We start from the raw sequence: 17365 nt of genomic DNA, 5'->3' as shown, positions 1-17365 counted from the left end.
TGGTACTGCAGGGGGGACCCTGTGGGAGAGTAGGACACCGCCGAACAATTCTTGGGAAAACCCCCGCACCACACGGTGCGGGGGTTTTCTGCGTTTAGGGTCTGGCTATGCGCTATGACCTGATCATCTTCGACAACGACGGCGTCCTCGTCGACAGTGAGCCCATCTCCAACCGGCTCCTGGCCGCCTACCTCACCGAGCTCGGGCATCCGACGACGTACGAGGACTCCATCCGCGACTACATGGGCTCGGCGATGCACCGGATCCACGAACTGGTCATGGAGCGCACGGGTCAGCGGCTGCCGGACGACTTCGACGACGTCTTCCACGCGCGCGTGTTCGCCGCGTTCGAGCGCGAGTTGAAGCCGGTGGCCGGCGCGAGCGGCGTACTGGAGAAGCTGGCCGCGGACGGAGTGCCGTACTGCGTGGCGTCCTCCGGGAGCCATGAGCGGATCCGGGTGGGACACCGGACGACGGGGCTCGACCGGTGGTTCGACGCGTCCCGGATCTTCAGCTCGCAGGATGTGGGACGGGGCAAGCCGGCCCCCGACCTGTTCCTCCACGCGGCCGACCGGATGGGGGTCGCCCCGGAGCGGTGCGCGGTCGTCGAGGACAGTCCGCTGGGGGTCCAGGCAGCCAGGGCGGCCGGGATGGAGGTGTACGGGTTCACCGCGATGACCCCTCCGGCGAAGCTCGCGGACGCCGATCAACTGTTCTCCGACATGGATGAGTTGACCTCCCTGCTGGCCTGACAGATGTCATGCCGAGCGCTGGACGATCGTTTCTACCGCGGTACCTGCCCACTCGGCGAAGCTGAGGGCATGACGACGAAGACGAGCAAGCAGAAGCCCTTCCTCCCGCTGATCGTGGATGTCGCGGTGCCTCTCGGGTCGTACTACCTCTTCAAGGACGCCTTCGGGATGAGCACGTTCGGGGCGCTCGCCTGGAGCAGCGTGGTGCCGGCCCTGCGGACCCTGTGGAGCACGGTCAGGGAACGGAAGACCAACGGTCTCGCCGGGCTCATCCTGGTGGTGAACGTCGTCTCGCTGCTGCTCAGCTTCGTCTCCGGCGACCCGCGGCTGATGCTCGCCAAGGACAGCGCGGTCAGCAGCACGGTCGCGGTCGGGATCCTGGTCTCCGTGCTGCTCGGCAAGCCCATGATGACCGCGGGCCTGAAGCCGTTCCTCGTGAAGGGCGACGCCGCCAAGGAGGCCGCCTGGCAGCGGCTGGCGTCGGGCGCCGCGGCCGGCTCGGCGGACTTCCTGCGCAAGGAGCGGGCCTTCTCGATCGTCTGGGGCGCGGCGCTGCTCGCCGAGTGCGTCGTGCGGATCGTGGGCGCCTACACGCTCCCCGTGGACACCATGGTGTGGCTGGGCGGAGTCATCATGGCCGTCGCGGTCCTCATCGGCATCGTCGTGGGCGGTGCGCTCGGCGCCGGGCCGATGGAGGCCCTGGTGCGGGGCGAGGCGGCGAACGCGGCCGGGAAGCGCGAGCTCGCTCTGGTCAGCTGAGCGCCCGCGCGCAGAGCTGAGTGAAATTCATCTTTGGCTTGATCTACCCACCGGTACGCCGGGGCCCTACGCTCGCCGCCATGACAGATGTGCTGCGGCGCGGCAGGGCCTCGCTGGCGTTCAGCTTCTTCGCGCAGGGTGCCACGTTCGCGCTGCTGGTGACGCGCATCCCGGCGATCCAGGACCGGTACGGCGTCTCCGACGGCTTGCTTCCCGTCTTCCTGGCCGCGGTGCCGATCCTCGCCGGGGTCGGCAGCGTGACCACGGAGCAGCTGGTGCGGCGCATACGGCCCAGCCGACTGCTGCGGTGGTCCCAGCCGGTGGTGCTGCTGGCGCTGCTGGGTGTGGGGGCGGGCGGGCAGATGGCCGAGCTGGGGGCGGCCCTGGCGTGCTTCGGGCTGGCGGTCGGGGCGCTGGACGCCTCGATGAACATGCTCGGGGTGAGCCTGCAGCGGACGTACGGGCGCAGCATCATGCTCAGCTTCCATGCGGCGTACAGCCTGGGCGGTATCGTCGGGGCCTCGCTGGCCTGGGTGGGGGCGCACTGGCATCTGGCGCTGTGGGTGTCGTACCTGCCGGTCGTGGCGGTGCTGCTGCCGGCGGCCCTGCTCGGCAGCCGGTGGTACGTCGACGGGGCCCCGGGGCCGGTGGACGACGGCGGGGAGGAGCAGCGCAGCGGCGGGGGAGTCGTCTTCAAGCTGCTGCTGCCGCTGTGCCTGGTGATGTCGTTCGCGTACATCGGGGACTCCACCGTCTCCAACTGGAGCGCGAAGTACTTGCAGGACACGCTGGGGAGTTCGGAGCAGCTCGCGACCGTCCCGTACAACGTGTACATGGTGACCACGCTGCTGGGACGGACCATCGGGGACTTCGGGGTGCGGCGGTTCGGGGCCGCGGTCGTCGTACGGCTGGGGGCGCTGGTGGCGGCGCTGGGGTTCGCGGTGGTCGCCGCCGCTCCGGGTGCGTGGGTGGGGATGCTGGGGTTCACCCTGCTGGGTCTGGGGCTGTGCGTGCTGGTGCCGCAGACCTTCGCGGCCGCGGGACGGCTCTTCCCGGGGGCGTCGGACGCGGCCATCGCGCGGCTGAACATCTTCAACTACGTGGGTTTCCTCGTCGGTTCGCCGTTGGTGGGGGCGCTGGGGGACGCCTGGAGCTATCGCGGGGCGATGCTCGTGCCCATGGTGTTGGTGCTGGTGACGTTGGTGTACGCCAGGTCGTTCGAGACTCAACCGGACCGATACGGTGGCGGGCATGAGCGGCCGCGCACAGCTGATGTGGGACGAGGCAGTAACGGGCTATGACTTCGGCCGGGACCATCCGATGGATCCGGTCCGGCTGGAGCTGACCCGGCGACTGGTGGGGGCCTTCGGGCTCGACCGGGAGGTGGACGTCGTCGCGGCGAAACCCGCCGGTGAGTCGACGCTGCGGCTGGTCCACCGGCAGGACTACATCGAGGCGGTGAAGGCCGCGTCGGCGGATCCGCGCGCGGCGGACGGGTCGTACGGGCTGGGGACGATGGACGATCCCGCGTTCGCCGGGATGCACGAGGTGTCCGCGTTGATCGCGGGGCAGTCGGTGGGGGCGGCGGAGGCCGTGTGGCGGGGGGACGCCGATCACGGTGTGAACTTCGCGGGCGGGCTGCACCATGCGATGCCGGGTGGTGCCTCGGGGTTCTGCATCTACAACGACGCGGCGCTGGCGATCGCACGGCTCCTGGAGCTGGGGGCGGAGCGGGTCGCGTACGTGGACGTCGACGTGCACCACGGGGACGGGGTGCAGGCGGCGTTCTGGGAGGATCCGCGGGTTCTGACGATCTCCCTGCACGAGCATCCCCGTACGTTGTTCCCGCAGACCGGGTGGCCGGAGGAGACCGGGGCGGCGGGGCCGGCCGAGGGGTCGGCCGTGAATCTCGCGCTGCCGGCGGGGACCGGGGACGCGGGGTGGCTGCGGGCGTTCCACGCGGTGGTGCCGGAGCTGGTCGCAGACTTCCGGCCACAGGTGCTGGTGACGCAGCACGGGGCGGACACGCACTTCGAGGACCCGCTCGCTCACCTCGCGGTGTCGCTGGACGCGCAGCGGGCGGTGCAGGTGGCGTGTCATTCGCTGGCCCACGAGTACGCCGGGGGCAAGTGGGTCGCGCTCGGCGGGGGCGGATACGCGGTGGTGGAGGTGGTGCCGCGGTCGTGGACGCATCTGGTCGGGATCGCGGCGGGGCGGGAGATCGCGCCCGAGGCGGTGATCCCGGACGGGTGGCGGCAGGAGGTCTTCGCGCGTACGCGGCAGTTGGCGCCGGCCCGGATGACCGACGGGCGATGGCCGGTGGAGTGGGCCGCGTGGGAGGAGGGGTACGACCCGGCGGACCGGCTGGACCAGGCGGTACTGGCGACCCGGCGGGCGGCGTTTCCACTGCGGGGGCTGCTGCCGTAGGGGGCCTCGTGCCCGGAAAGCGTTGCGCCAACCGTGCGGTCTTCGCCCGTTTCCCCCACCCCGGGGCGTCCCGTCCGTCAGCATCGCTCCCGTGTTGAGCACGGGAGCACTGCGCGCGCATCTGTTGGCTGCCCGGCTTGCCGGGACCGTGGCGACCCTCAGGGAGGAGAGCCTGCGCAGGTATCGGCTCTTCGCCGCTCGGGATCCCAGGGTGTTGATCGGGATCGATCCGGAGTGGTCGTGGGGGATGCGGGACCTGATCGCGCTGATGGCGGACAAGTGTGGGGTTTCGGCCGATCCTGCACATATTTCAGGGCATGATGTGATCGACCCGGAGCGGACGCTGGCCGCGCTGGACGCCTTCGCGGAGCGGGTCGCGACGGTCGCACGGTGTCGGGCGCCGGTGCTGCTGGGAACCGGGCACCCCCATCGGCTCCTCGGTTTCTACGCCGCTTTGGCGGACGCCCTGTCGGCGGCGGGATGTGAAGTCCTCACACCGGCGCAGGGTCGCTGTGTCGACATAACGACCCGGTTCGGCCTACGCACCTACAACCTCGATTACGTACGGGGCGTCGCGCTGCTGCGAGACCCGGCAGCGGAACGCCCCGGTTGTGAGCCCGGCGCACACACGCACTCACCGCTCCCGCTTCGGACCGCGCTCGCCGCGGCCGCCGACACGGGAGGCCCGCTGCCGGCGTTGGTGATCGGGGACCACGGCTGGGTCTGCGGTGCAGGTCAGCTGGGCTTCGAGGCCATCGGGTTGGCCGACACGGACGATCCGGCGCCGTTCGTGGGGGAGGCCGAGGGCTCGGTGTCGGTCGCCGTTCCACTTGATGACGCGGTGCGGTCTTCTTACTACCGTCCGCTTACCCGCTACGTACTCAATCGAGCGTGTCTGTCACAGTAGGCCGCCGATGGGTGCACCTCTTCCCCACTCGCATCACCCGCCCCTACATTGGGGAGTGAGCACGCAACGACGAAGAGTCACCGGAAGGGGAAGCCGGTGGCCGTCGAGTGCGGAAGGTTCAGGTGTGTCATGGCTGCAGCTGGCGAGAGGCCTCTGAACGAGGTTCAGTTCCTTACCGTGGCGGAGGTCGCCTCGGTGATGCGAGTGTCGAAGATGACCGTGTACCGGCTGGTGCACAGCGGTCATCTGCCCGCCATCCGGGTCGGGAGGTCCTTCCGAGTCCCGGAGCAAGCGGTACACGAGTACCTTCGCGAGAGCTATGTGGGGGTGGAAACCGCCTGACGGCGACCGCCGGAGACCCCTCCGGAACACCTCGATTACGACCTCAGCGCTCGGACGGGTAGGCTAGCCCCTCGTAGGTCGTATGGGCCCATGGCGCCCAGCACCGAGTGATGAGAAGTGAGCGAGGGTAGTCGTGGGCTCTGTTATCAAGAAGCGGCGCAAGCGGATGGCCAAGAAGAAGCACCGCAAGCTGCTCAAGCGCACGCGCGTTCAGCGTCGCAACAAGAAGTAGCCGACGCCCGAGAGCGCGGCTTTGTGGCCTCCCACGGGGAAACCGGTGGGGGGCCACAGTCATGTTCCCAAGGGGGAATTCCGCCACCCCGGCGCCGGGCGGTCATCACAGGGCAACATCCACCCGCTAAGTTGGCCGCACACGGGGAACGCGGGCTGGACTACGTCTGGGACGAGGGCTGGAAGGAAGGCGCTGATCTTGGGAAAGGTCGTGCTCGTGACCGGAGTGGCCCGTCAACTGGGGGGCCGTTTCGTACGACGCATCCAGCGTGACCCGGAAGTGGACCGGGTCGTCGCCGTGGACGCGGTGCAGCCCGAGCACCACCTGGGCGGCGCCGACTTCATCCAGGCCGACATCCGGCAGCCGACCATCGCGCGCGTGCTCGCCGAGACGGGCGCCGACACGGTCGTCCACATGGACGTGACCGGCATGGCGCTGGGCACCGGCAGCCGGACCACGGTCAAGGAGACCAACGTCATCGGCACCATGCAGCTGCTCGGCGCCTGCCAGAAGTCGCCGACGGTGAAACGGCTGGTGGTGAAGTCCAGTACGAACGTGTACGGCTCCGCGCCCCGCGACCCGGCGGTGTTCACCGAGACCACCCCCGCCAAGTCCCTGCCCAGCGGCGGCTTCGCCAAGGACGTCTGCGAGGTGGAGGGATACGTACGGGGCTTCGCGCGCCGGCGGCCGGACGTCGCCGTGTGCGTGCTGAGGTTCGCCAACATCCTCGGGCCGAACGCGGACACCCCCCTGGCCTCCTACTTCTCGCTGCCCGTCCTGCCGACCGTGTTCGGTTACGACCCGCGGCTGCAGTTCGTGCACGAGGACGACGTGATCGAGGTGCTCAGGATCGCCTCGCACGAGCCACGCCGGGGCACGCTCAACAGCGGCACCTTCAACGTCGCCGGCGACGGCGTCCTGCTGCTCTCGCAGTGCTCCAGGAGGCTGGGCCGCCCCACGGTGCCGCTGCTGCTGCCCGCCGTGACGTGGGCCGGCTCCCTGGTGCGTACGCTGGGAATGACGGACTTCTCGCCCGAGCAGATCCGGCTGCTCACCCACGGGCGGGTGGTGGCGACCGACCAGATGCGAGAGACGCTCGGATTCCAGCCGAAGTACACGACCGCGGAGACGTTCGCGGACTTCGCCCGCAGCCGCGGCCCCGGGCTGCTGCCGCCGGAGGCCCTCTCGGGGGCCGTCGACCGGATCGCCGCGCTGTCCCTGCGGGGCAGCGGCCACCTCCCGACGCACAGCGCCAACTGAGGAGCGCAGCAACGATGGCGGACGCCAAGGTCATTCCCTTCGACGACGACCGGCCCCGCGGGGGCGCCGCGCAGCGGCCGCCGCGGCGCCGGAGCGCCGGGAGCCGGCTGGGGAACGCGGAAGGAGGCGTGGTCCGGGAGGTCCAGCCGCTGTCCAACCGGGCGGCCACGCCGGAGGAGGCCCCCGTGACCGGCGAGGAGACCCCGCTCGAGCAGCCGGAGGCCGCGGGCCCCGCCGGCGACCTGGAACGGCGTCTCGCCAGCGGCCTGTCCTTCCTGCGCCGCCGGCTCACCGGGGACTACGAGGTCGACGACTTCGGCTACGACGCGGAGCTCACCGACCAGGTCCTGATGTCCCTGCTGCGCCCGGTGTACGAGAAGTACTTCCGGGTCGAGGTGAAGGGCGTCGAGAACATCCCGGCCGAGGGCGGTGCGCTGATCGTCGCCAACCACTCCGGGACGCTGCCGCTGGACGGCCTGATGATGCAGGTCGCCGTGCACGACCACCATCCGGCGAACCGGCATCTGCGGCTGCTCGCCGCCGACCTGGTCTTCGTGCTGCCGGTGGTCAACGAGCTCGCCCGCAAGCTGGGCCACACCCTGGCGTGCGCGGAGGACGCGGAGGGCCTGCTGGGACAGGGCGAGCTGGTCGGGGTGATGCCGGAGGGCTTCAAGGGCATCGGGAAGCCCTTCAGCGAGCGCTACAAGCTCCAGCGGTTCGGCCGGGGCGGCTTCGTCTCCACGGCCCTGCGCCAGGGCGTTCCGATCATCCCCTGCTCGATCGTCGGGGCGGAGGAGATCTACCCGATGCTGGGCAACGCCAAGACCCTCGCGCGTCTCCTCGGCTTCCCCTACTTCCCGCTGACCCCCACCTTCCCGTGGCTGGGCCCGCTGGGCGCGATCCCGCTCCCCACGAAGTGGACGATCCAGTTCGGCGAGCCGATCCCCACGGACGGCTACCCGCCGGAGGCCGCCGAGGACCCGATGCTGATGTTCAACCTCACCGACCAGGTCAGGGAACAGATCCAGCACACGCTGTACAAGCTGCTGGTGCAGCGGCGGTCGGTGTTCTTCTGAGAGGGCCGGTACGGCGAACGGGGGCGCCCCTCGTGGCGTGGGCGCCCCCGCTCTCGTACCGCTAGTTGTTGTTGCTGCTGCCGCTGCTGCCGCTGTTGTTCTCCCCGTCGATGCCCAGGCCGGGCAGGAGGCCCGGAAGCAGGGGCGGGACGGTGACGTCCGGCGCGGGGATCGGGCCCTTGCTGGTGGACGGGGAGGCGCTGCCGCTGCTCTTCGGCGGGTCCAGCAGTCCTCCCGTGCTGCCGTCGATCAGACCGTCGCCGGTGCTGCCGGAGGCGGAGCCGCTGGGGCTGCCGGGGCTCGACTGGTGGCCGGAGGCGGAGCCGTCGCCGGGTGTGGCCGACCGGTGCGTGCCGGAGGAACCGCTGGGCGTCCTGCCGGGGCCCTGCCGTTTGCCGTCGCCGGACTGGGCGGGCTGCTGCGGGAGCAGGGACTGCAGCGGGGCGACCTCTTCGTCTATGGCGTCGAACACCGAAGAGACCTGCTGACTGACGTCCCCGAGCTGGACCGGCAGCTTGTCGCGGAGGGCGCCCCAGGCCTCGCGGTGGGACCGTGAGAACGCGGAGAGGACCTGGATGGGGCCCAGCGAGTCGGGGTCGCGCTCGTAGGCCGCGTGCAGCAGCCGGTGGCCTTCGGACACGTCGTGCCGCATGCCGGACAGCGTGCGGCGGATCTCACCGATGGACTCGTGGTCGAGGTGCCCGCCGCGGCCGCGCTCCATCAGCCGCCGCGCCTCGCCCAGCCGGGTCGAGGCCTGGTCGAGATACTGCCGACCGCGCTCGCTGTCCCCGTCGGACATGTAGTTGAGCTTGAAGTCCTCGATGCCGCGCTTGAGGCCGTACAGCGAGTCGCCGGGCAGGGCGTCGGAACTCGCGGCGGCGACTCCGCCGAACGCCCCCGCGGCCACACCGACGCTGAGCCCGCCCGCGGCGAGTCCCTTGGCCAGCCGTGAACGCGGTCGCAACTTCCCCAGCGGGCTCGCCCGATGGCCACTGGCCCGATGAGACCGTTGCCCGGGCACCGAAGGGTCCGCCGCCTCGCCCGCGGTGCCATCCCGCAGCATGGCCTCCATCGCGGCCACCAGCTGAGCCCGCTGGACGACCTTGACGTCGGGGTCGAGCTGCGGCTTGGGCAGCGCGCCGAGACCTCCGGCGAGGGCCAACAGCCGGCCCTGCTCGGTCTGTTCCGCGGTGGCCTGGTCCGGCCGCGCCGGTCCTTCGGTCTGCTCGGCCACCGTGTCCCGGTCCGACTGCTCCTCCAGGGCCTGGGCGAAGGCGTTCGCCCGCCGGTGCGCCGATACGTTCGCGATCACTGGCGGCACCTCCTCTCGTCATGACGGTCGACTCCCCAGGGGGTCCTGAGGGTTGCACGCCCTCGACCGATCCACACGAACGAGTGAGCAGGGTCGACCAGGACGTGACCGCAGGGAGCCTGTATCCCGAACAACGACTGGCGCGCCACTTGGGTTACGGACGAAGGACGGCTGGATCGGAAAGGCAAAAGGCTTTCACACAGCGTGAGTTGGGCAGCGCCCAGCGTCGCCGCGCGGGGGTCGCGCTCAGCGCGCGTCGTCCGGCAGGAGCCGGGCGAGCGTGCGCACGGCCCGGTACTGGAGGGTCTTGATGGCGCCCTCGTTCTTGCCCATGACACGGGCCGTTTCCGCGACGGACAGACCCTGGAGGAAGCGGAGGGTCACGCACTCCTGCTGCTGCGGGTTGAGCCGTCGTACGGCATCCAGGAGGGCGGCGTTGGAGAGGGATTCCAGGACCGAGTCCTCGGGGGAGCGCTCGACCTCGTTGGCGTCGAGCATCTCGCCGGTGGTGACCTCGAGGCGGAAGCGGCTGGACTTGAAGTGGTCGGCGACCAGGTTGCGGGCGATGGTGACGAGCCAGGCGCCGAAGTCGCGGCCCTGCCAGGTGAAGGTGCCGATCCGGCGCAGGGCCCGCAGAAAGGTCTCACTGGTGAGGTCCTCGGCGGTGGCCCGGCCGCCGACCCGGTAGTAGATGTACCGGTACACCGTGTCGCTGTACTGGTCGTAGAGCCGTCCGAAGGCGTCGGCCTCGCCGGCCTGGGCGCGCTCCACGAGGTCCATCATCCGGGCGCTGTCGCTGTCCGCGGCCGGGCGGCGCGTGGTGGCCGAGCCGGTCGCGCGCCCTCGTCTGCCCACCGTGGCGCCACCCTCGGCCAGTGCGTAGCACGGGCCTACGGGCGCGGCGGTGGCGAAGGCGGGGACGGCGTACGCGGTAGGGGCGAAGTCGCGCAACGACGCTTTGGCCGTCGCGACCGTCGCGCGCAGCGCAGCCAGGCCCGAGGCGTCAACCCCGACGTGTGGGTACACGGGACTCCCAGAGGCAGAGCTTCCATCACGTGCAGTGCGGGACCTTTCACCCGTCGTAGCGACGGTCGGGTACCGGTTTGCGTCCCAGGAGAATAACGCTTCGTACAGGCGCTGCTACACCCAGTTGCTCAAATCGCCGATTACGTCGCTTCCGTAACCGTTTGACGCCCGTGCGTCTATCGGAGTGTGATCGGTTGCTGATCGGAAAGGCGCGGTTTTCGGCGAACCGCGGGCGTGTCGGGGTACGGATGAGGTATCCCCCACCCGACCCGTGTTCGACTGCGCGGGAGGGCGCGTCGGCTACCGGCGACGCCGGTGCAGGGCGATCGCCGCTGCGGTGCCGCCCGCCACGGCGCCGACACCGGCCGCCGCGGGGATGCCGACCTTCGCCGCCTTGCGGCCGGTGCGGTAGTCCCGCAGGCGCCAGTCCTTGTCCCGGGCGTGCTTGCGCAGCTTGGCGTCCGGGTTGATGGCGTACGGGTGGCCGACCAGGGAGAGCATCGGGATGTCGTTGTGGGAGTCGCTGTAGGCGGCGCAGCGGGACAGGTCCAGGCCCTCCGCCGCGGCCAGCGCGCGTACCGCCTCCGCCTTGGCGGGGCCGTGCAGGGGCTCGCCGACCAGCTTGCCGGTGTAGACGCCGTCGACCGACTCCGCCACCGTGCCCAGCGCACCCGTCAGGCCCAGCCGCCGCGCGATGACCTGCGCGATCTCCACCGGGGCCGCCGTGACCAGCCACACCTTCTGGCCCGCGTCCAGATGGGCCTGGGCCAGCGCCCGGGTGCCCGGCCAGATGCGGTCGGCCATGTACTCGTCGTAGATCTCCTCGCCGATCGACTCCAGCTCGGCCACCCGGTGGCCCTTGACGATCGACAGCGCGGAGTCGCGCGCGTCCTGCATGTGCTCGGGGTCCTCGACCCCGGCCAGCCGGAACCAGGCCTGCTGCCAGGCGAACTTCGCCAGGTCCCGGGTCTCGAAGAACTTGCGCTTGTACAGACCCCGCCCGAAGTGGAACAGCGCGGCGCCCTGCATCACCGTGTTGTCCAGGTCGAAGAACGCGGCGGCCTTGTCGTCGCCGAGCACCGGGAACTCCGGTTCCCGGTCCGTGACGCCGGTGTCCCGGGTGTCCCGGGTGTCCACCACGTCCAGAAGGTCCTGCGAGGACTTGCGCGCGGCCTCCGCCGAGGCCTCGCCTGCCAACACGCTCCGCGCCGTGGCGGAGCGCCTACGGGGAGTGAGCCATCCGAGAGCGGCCATGGCGTGAGCATAGCCAGTTTGTTCGGGGGTTCCGGCGCGGCGAGGTTGGGACGCTGTGAACTCTCCGCGACGGTGCCGTTAAACCAGCGCGAGAATGGCCCGCATGAGTCCCCTCTTTCGACGTAAGGGCGCGCCGCGCGACCGGCTCGTCACCCTGATCCGGAAGCCCGGCTGCCATCTGTGCGACGACGCGCAGGCCGTGATCGAGAAGGTCTGCGGCGATCTGGGCGTGCCCTGGGAGCGGAAGGACATCACCCAGGACCAGGCGCTGCACGACCAGTACTGGGAGCAGATCCCCGTCGTCCTGGTCGACGGCAGGCAGCACACCTTCTGGCGCGTGGACGAGAGCCGCCTCCGAAAGGAACTGACCGACTAGTCCAAGTCATGCGGAACCTGGCTTAGGATCGATGGCGGCTTGGTCTCGGGGGCGGGAATCGCGAGGAGTGTGTCGGTTTTGCCCCCACGAGTGAGGTGCGTGAGCCCGGTCACGTTGGGCGGGCAAAACGGACACCATCTTTGTGCACGCGTTCACAAAGACATAGCCTGCTTTCGACGGGGCGGTCTGGGGACGTGTGACCGCCTGCAGCCCCGCTCTACCCGCAGGAGCACCGTGGCAACTGGCCGAACTCACCGACCGGCGACCCGCAGCCGAGGGATTCCCGAGGCCACCGTCGCCCGGCTTCCGCTGTACCTCCGAGCCCTCACGGCGCTCTCGGAGCGCTCGGTGCCCACGGTCTCCTCCGAGGAGCTGGCCGCCGCCGCGGGAGTGAACTCCGCGAAGCTGCGCAAGGACTTCTCCTACCTGGGTTCGTACGGAACGCGCGGTGTCGGCTACGACGTCGAGTACCTCGTCTACCAGATCTCCCGCGAGCTCGGCCTGACCCAGGACTGGCCGGTCGTCATCGTCGGCATCGGCAACCTCGGCGCCGCCCTCGCCAACTACGGAGGGTTCGCCTCCCGCGGCTTCCGGGTCGCCGCGCTGATCGACGCCGACCCCGCCATGGCCGGGAAGCCCGTCGCCGGCATCCCCGTGCAGCACTCCGACGAACTCGAGAAGATCATCGAGGACAACGGGGTCTCCATCGGCGTCATCGCCACCCCCGCGGGCGCCGCCCAGCAGGTCTGCGACCGTCTCGTCGCCGCCGGCGTCACCTCCATCCTGAACTTCGCTCCGACCGTCCTGGCCGTCCCGGACGGCGTCGACGTGCGCAAGGTCGACCTCTCCATCGAGCTGCAGATCCTCGCCTTCCACGAGCAGCGCAAGGCCGGCGAGGAGATCGCCGCCGGCGACGGCGCGCTGCCCACCGTCGCCCGCGCGAAGTCCGCCGACCAGGGACCCGACGGGGACGTGCCCGCCGTGATGCCGGCATGAGCCTCCTCGTCGTCGGACTGAGTCACCGCAGCGCCCCGGTCAGCGTCCTGGAGCGCGCCGCGCTCGCCACGGACGCCCAGGTCAAGCTGCTGCACGACACGGTCGCCGCCGAACCGGCCACCGAGGCCGCCCTGCTCGCCACCTGCAACCGTATCGAGCTGTACGCCGACGTGGACAAGTTCCACGCCGGTGTCGCCGAGCTGTCCACGCTGCTCGCCCGGCACAGCGGCGTCGGCCTGGACGAGCTCACCCCCTACCTCTACGTGCACTACGAGGACCGGGCCGTCCACCACCTCTTCTCGGTGGCCTGCGGACTGGACTCGATGGTCGTCGGCGAGGGCCAGATCCTCGGCCAGATCAAGGACTCCCTGGCCCGCGCACAGGACCTGCACACCGCCGGACGCCTGCTCAACGACCTGTTCCAGCAGGCCCTGAGGGTCGGCAAGCGCGCCCACTCCGAGACCGGCATCGACCGCGCCGGCCAGTCCCTGGTCACCTTCGGCCTGGAGCAGCTGGCCCTCGGCACACCGGTCGAGGCCTGGGCCCGCGGCAAGAAGGCCCTGGTCATCGGCGCCGGCTCGATGTCCTCCCTGGCCGCGGCCACGCTCGCGCGCGCCGGGGTCGCCGAGGTCGTCGTCGCCAACCGCACCCAGGACCGCGCCGAACGCCTCGCACAGATCCTCACCGAGGGCGACGACACGGCCGTACGGGCCCGCGCGGTACCGATGGACGCCGTCGCGCTCGAGCTGACACGTGCCGACATCGCCGTCTCCTGCACCGGGGCGACGGGTGTGGTCCTGGACGCCGAGGCGATCGCGAACGCGGTCGAGGGCCGCACCGGCGAGCCCGTGACGGTCTCCCACGGCGACGTCTCCGCCCCCGGCCCGGCCGACACACGGCCGGCCCCGTCGCCGACCTCCGGCCTCGGCACCGACGACGGCTGCCCGCTCGACCTGTCCGCGGTGCCGGGCGCCACCGGCTTCTCCGTGATGGGGGAGGCCGCCGTCGCGGGCATCGACGCGGCGACGCTCGAGCAGCACGGCGCCTGGGTGGACAACGCCACCGTCGACCGGCGGGGCGCCGCCCGCCGCGGCCCCGAGGCCGACGCCGAACTGATCACCGCGCTCGCCGCGACCGTCGCCACCGGCGGACGCATCCCCGAGCGCCGCAGGCCCGAGCCCGTCGCGGAGATACCCCGCCCCGCCCCCGCACTCTTCCTCCTCGACCTGGCCATGCCCCGCGACATCGACGCGGCCGTGCACCGATTGGCCGGAGTGCGCCTGGTCGACATAGAGTCGCTGGCCGAGGCTTCCGCCGACGCACCGATGGCGGCCGACGTCGACCAGGTACGCCGTATCGTGTCCGACGAGGTCGCCGCCTTCGGTGCCGCTCAGCGGGCCGCGCACATCACGCCGACCGTGGTCGCCCTGCGCACCATGGCCGCCGACGTGGTCTCCAGCGAGATCGCCCGGCTCCACGGACGGCTGCCCGACCTGGACGACCGCCAGCGCGGCGAGATCCGCCAGGCCGTGCACCGCGTCGTCGACAAACTGCTGCACGCGCCGACCGTACGGGTCAAGCAACTCGCGGCCGAGCCCGGCGGCGCCGGGTACGCGGACGCGCTGCGCACCCTGTTCGACCTCGACCCCGAGACGGTGGCCGCCGTCTCCCGGGCCGACCAAGACTCCGAGAAGAACGGCAAGAACCGAGGGCCAGCATGAGTACCACCAAGGCACTGAGGCTCGGGACCAGGCGGAGCAGGCTCGCCATGGCCCAGTCCGGGCAAGTGGCGGATGCCGTGAGCCAGGTGACCGGGCGGCCCGTCGAGCTCGTCGAGATCACCACGTACGGCGACGTCTCCCGCGAACACCTCGCCCAGATCGGCGGCACCGGCGTCTTCGTCACCGCGCTGCGCGACGCCCTGCTCAAGGGCGAGGTCGACTTCGCGGTGCACTCGCTGAAGGACCTGCCGACCACGCAGCCCGACGAACTGGCGCTGGCCGCCATACCGGTCCGCGAGGACCCCCGCGACGTGATCGTCGCCCGGGACGCGCTGAAGTTCACCGACCTGCCCCGCGGGGCCCGCATCGGCACGGGTTCGCCGCGCCGCACGGCGCAGCTGAACGCGTACGCGCGCACCCACGGGCTGGACATACGCACGGTCCCGATCCGCGGCAACGTGGATACCCGGATCGGATACGTCCACGACGGCGAACTCGACGCCGTCGTCCTCGCCGCCGCCGGCCTCAGCCGGATAGGCCGGATCGACGAGGTGACCGACTTCCTGTCGGTCGACACCGTTCTGCCCGCCCCCGGCCAGGGGGCACTGGCGATCGAGTGCGCCGCGGACGCCGCGGACCTGATCGCCGCTCTCGGCGAACTCGACGACCCCTTCACCCGGGCCGCCGTGACCGCCGAACGGTCACTGCTCGCCGCCCTGGAGGCCGGCTGCAGCGCCCCTGTGGGCGCGCTAGCTGACCTTCCCCCACTCTCGGCTCCGCTCGAGCGGGGGGACCCCCACGCCGACGAACAGATTGTCAAGGAAATGCGCCTGCGCGGCGTCGTCGGCACCCCCGACGGCACCCGCACGGTGCAGCTGTCCACCACCGGTTCCGTGCCCGGGACACATGACCAGGCAACGGCGCTCGGTCGCGAACTCGCCACCGAGATGCTTGCCCAGGGCGCGGCCGGTCTGATGGGGGAGCGAGCACATTGAGCCCCACCACCCTTCCCGCCGCCGGTCCGGAACACGGGCACGTCACCTTCCTCGGTGCCGGACCCGGGGATCCGGGACTGCTGACTCTGCGCGCCGTCGAGGCGCTGGCGAACGCGGACGTCCTCGTCGCCGAACACGACGTGCTCGACGTGATCCGCGCGCACGCCAGGCAAGGCGTCTCCGTCGTGCACACGGACACGGATCCTTCCGCGGACCCCTGTCCGGGCACGGGCACGCCCCAGCTGACGGTCGTTGACGGCACGTCAGCAACCGCAGCCGTCCCGCCCGCGCGGGATGCCGCTCATCTTGTCATGGAGGCCGCGCGGGGCGGCAGGCGGGTCGTCCGTGCGGTGTCCGGGGACCCCGGACTCGACACGTACGCGGCCGAGGAGATGCTCGCCTGCGCCTCCGCCGGAGTGCCCTTCGAGGTAGTCCCCGGCATCGCGACCGCCGTCGGGGTACCCGCGTACGCCGGTGTGCCGCTGCGGGACGCGCAGGGCGCGGACGTCCGGTTCGTGGACGCCCGTACCGCGTCCGACCGCTGCTGGACCGAGGTGGGCGCCTCCGACGGCACGGTCGTCGTCTCCACCACGCTGGACTCCGTGGCCGCCGCCGCGGGTGAACTGGTGGCGGCCGGCCGCAAGCCGGACACCCCGCTGACGGTCACCATCGCCGGTACGACCACCCGCCAGCGCACCTGGACGGCGACGCTCGGCACCATCGCGCAGACGTTCAAGCAGGCCAAGGTGCTGCCGTCCCCCGACGGCGGCCGGCCGGTGATAGCCGTGGTCGGCGAGCGTTCCGCGACCGCCCGGCGCGACCAGCTGTCGTGGTTCGAGTCCAAGCCGCTGTTCGGCTGGAAGGTACTCGTGCCGCGCACCAAGGAGCAGGCGGTCTCGCTCTCCGACCAGCTGCGCTCGTACGGTGCCGTCCCGCACGAGGTGCCGACCATCGCCGTCGAACCGCCGCGCACGCCCCAGCAGATGGAGCGCGCGGTCAAGGGCCTGGTGACGGGCCGCTACGAGTGGATCGCCTTCACCTCGGTGAACGCGGTCAAGGCCGTCCGGGAGAAGTTCGAGGAGTACGGCCTCGACGCGCGCGCCTTCGCCGGCATCAAGGTGGCCGCGGTGGGCGAGCAGACCGCCAAGGCGCTGATCGCCTTCGGCGTGAAGCCCGACCTGGTGCCGAGCGGCGAGCAGTCGGCGGCCGGCCTCCTGGAGGACTGGCCCCCCTACGACCCGGTCTTCGACCCGATCGACCGGGTGTTCCTCCCACGGGCGGACATCGCGACCGAGACCCTGGTCGCCGGCCTGATCGAGCTCGGCTGGGAGGTCGACGACGTCACCGCCTACCGCACGGTCCGCGCCTCGCCGCCTCCGGCGGAGACCCGCGAGGCCATCAAGGGCGGCGGCTTCGACGCGGTCCTGTTCACCTCCTCCTCCACGGTCCGGAACCTGGTCGGCATCGCCGGCAAGCCGCACAACGTGACGGTGATCGCCTGCATCGGCCCGGCCACGGCGAAGACGGCCGAGGAACACGGCCTGCGCGTCGACGTCATGGCCCCCGAACCGTCCGTCCTGAAGCTGGCGGAGGCCCTGGCCGACTTCGGCACCAAGCGCCGCCTCGCGGCACTGGAGGCGGGCGACCCGGTCACGCGGCCGAGCGAGCGGAGGCCGGGGGCGCGGAGGCGGCGGTCGACGACGTGAGGTCGTGACCGGTGTGACGCCGTAAACGTGAGCGGGTGGCGGGACGTGCCGTGGGGCAGGTCTCGCCACCTTGCGTTGCCGCCCGGGGTGTTACAGGCGTGCGATTGGCAGCTATGGGCCAGACGTATGCCCTGAAACCGCAAGTTGCGGGCTCGGATGCTGGCCCGTATCTGCCAATTGGTGGTGTAACGGCGTTGGGCGCGCCAGCCCCCAGAGGCGTACGG

General features: G+C 71.1%; 17 protein-coding genes. 14 read left to right on the top strand and 3 right to left on the bottom strand.

The annotated features are described in order from the left end of the window. Positions 1–107 precede the first annotated feature (107 nt). The 9 genes from ACWC21_RS13120 (at position 108) to ACWC21_RS13080 (ending at position 7755) form a co-directional block, all read left to right on the top strand. On the top strand, positions 108–752 hold the full coding sequence (locus tag ACWC21_RS13120; RefSeq protein WP_450881070.1) for an HAD family hydrolase: 645 nt from the start codon (positions 108–110) through the stop codon (positions 750–752). A gap of 69 nt (positions 753–821) precedes the next feature. Then, positions 822–1511 carry a VC0807 family protein gene (locus tag ACWC21_RS13115; protein WP_450881068.1) on the top strand — a complete coding sequence of 230 codons (690 nt, stop codon included), beginning with the start codon at positions 822–824 and terminating at the stop codon, positions 1509–1511. Positions 1512–1591: 80 nt separating this feature from the next. Next, a complete protein-coding gene (locus ACWC21_RS13110) occupies positions 1592–2812 on the top strand; it encodes an MFS transporter (RefSeq protein ID WP_450881066.1) in 1221 nt (406 codons plus the stop codon). Beyond that, positions 2763–3938, top strand: coding sequence for an acetoin utilization protein AcuC (locus ACWC21_RS13105; RefSeq protein WP_450881064.1), 1176 nt, complete (start codon positions 2763–2765; stop codon positions 3936–3938). The genes ACWC21_RS13110 and ACWC21_RS13105 overlap by 50 nt, the downstream gene beginning before the upstream one ends. 91 nt (positions 3939–4029) lie before the next feature. Then, a complete protein-coding gene (locus ACWC21_RS13100) occupies positions 4030–4845 on the top strand; it encodes a phosphatase (RefSeq protein ID WP_450881062.1) in 816 nt (271 codons plus the stop codon). A gap of 129 nt (positions 4846–4974) precedes the next feature. After that, positions 4975–5187, top strand: a complete 213-nt coding sequence (locus ACWC21_RS13095; RefSeq protein WP_004984898.1) for a helix-turn-helix domain-containing protein — start codon at positions 4975–4977, stop codon at positions 5185–5187. A 133-nt stretch (positions 5188–5320) separates the two neighbouring features. Continuing rightward, positions 5321–5419, top strand: coding sequence for a 30S ribosomal protein bS22 (locus ACWC21_RS13090; protein ID WP_003948845.1), 99 nt, complete (start codon positions 5321–5323; stop codon positions 5417–5419). Between the two features lie 198 nt (positions 5420–5617). Beyond that, a complete protein-coding gene (locus tag ACWC21_RS13085; RefSeq protein WP_450881060.1) occupies positions 5618–6679 on the top strand; it encodes an NAD-dependent epimerase/dehydratase family protein in 1062 nt (353 codons plus the stop codon). 14 nt (positions 6680–6693) lie between these two features. Then, the gene (locus ACWC21_RS13080) at positions 6694–7755 is read left to right on the top strand and encodes a lysophospholipid acyltransferase family protein (protein WP_450881058.1); all 1062 of its coding nucleotides are present in this window, start codon (positions 6694–6696) and stop codon (positions 7753–7755) included. A gap of 61 nt (positions 7756–7816) precedes the next feature. Here the strand turns inward: ACWC21_RS13080 and ACWC21_RS13075 are convergent, their stop codons facing one another. From ACWC21_RS13075 to ACWC21_RS13065, 3 genes are all read right to left on the bottom strand, one after another. Continuing rightward, positions 7817–9067 carry a DUF5667 domain-containing protein gene (locus ACWC21_RS13075; protein ID WP_450881056.1) on the bottom strand — a complete coding sequence of 417 codons (1251 nt, stop codon included), beginning with the start codon at positions 9065–9067 and terminating at the stop codon, positions 7817–7819. A 246-nt stretch (positions 9068–9313) separates the two neighbouring features. Further along, positions 9314–10093 carry an ECF subfamily RNA polymerase sigma factor, BldN family gene (locus ACWC21_RS13070; RefSeq protein WP_450881054.1) on the bottom strand — a complete coding sequence of 260 codons (780 nt, stop codon included), beginning with the start codon at positions 10091–10093 and terminating at the stop codon, positions 9314–9316. 300 nt (positions 10094–10393) lie between these two features. Next, a complete protein-coding gene (locus ACWC21_RS13065) occupies positions 10394–11347 on the bottom strand; it encodes an HAD family hydrolase (protein WP_450881052.1) in 954 nt (317 codons plus the stop codon). A 103-nt stretch (positions 11348–11450) separates the two neighbouring features. On the opposite strand from ACWC21_RS13065, the gene ACWC21_RS13060 reads away from it, so the two are divergent. The 5 genes from ACWC21_RS13060 to ACWC21_RS13040 all read left to right on the top strand — a co-directional run bounded on the left by ACWC21_RS13060 (position 11451) and on the right by ACWC21_RS13040 (position 17141). Continuing rightward, positions 11451–11723: a glutaredoxin family protein gene (locus ACWC21_RS13060; protein WP_450881050.1), complete on the top strand. Its 273-nt coding sequence runs from the start codon at positions 11451–11453 to the stop codon at positions 11721–11723. A 234-nt stretch (positions 11724–11957) separates the two neighbouring features. Then, positions 11958–12719 (top strand): redox-sensing transcriptional repressor Rex, encoded by a 762-nt coding sequence (locus ACWC21_RS13055; protein ID WP_450881048.1) that lies wholly within the window; start codon positions 11958–11960, stop codon positions 12717–12719. After that, positions 12716–14440 (top strand): glutamyl-tRNA reductase, encoded by a 1725-nt coding sequence (locus tag ACWC21_RS13050; protein ID WP_450881046.1) that lies wholly within the window; start codon positions 12716–12718, stop codon positions 14438–14440. Before ACWC21_RS13055 ends, ACWC21_RS13050 begins: the two co-directional genes overlap by 4 nt. After that, positions 14437–15435: a hydroxymethylbilane synthase gene (hemC, locus tag ACWC21_RS13045; RefSeq protein WP_450881044.1), complete on the top strand. Its 999-nt coding sequence runs from the start codon at positions 14437–14439 to the stop codon at positions 15433–15435. The genes ACWC21_RS13050 and hemC overlap by 4 nt, the downstream gene beginning before the upstream one ends. After that, entirely contained in the window at positions 15432–17141 is a 1710-nt protein-coding gene (locus tag ACWC21_RS13040) for a uroporphyrinogen-III synthase (protein ID WP_450881042.1), read from the top strand. The genes hemC and ACWC21_RS13040 overlap by 4 nt, the downstream gene beginning before the upstream one ends. Positions 17142–17365: the final 224 nt, after the last annotated feature.

It is taken from the genome of Streptomyces sp. NPDC001348, assembly GCF_053597535.1.
This window is presented reverse-complemented; position numbering and strand designations above follow the sequence as displayed.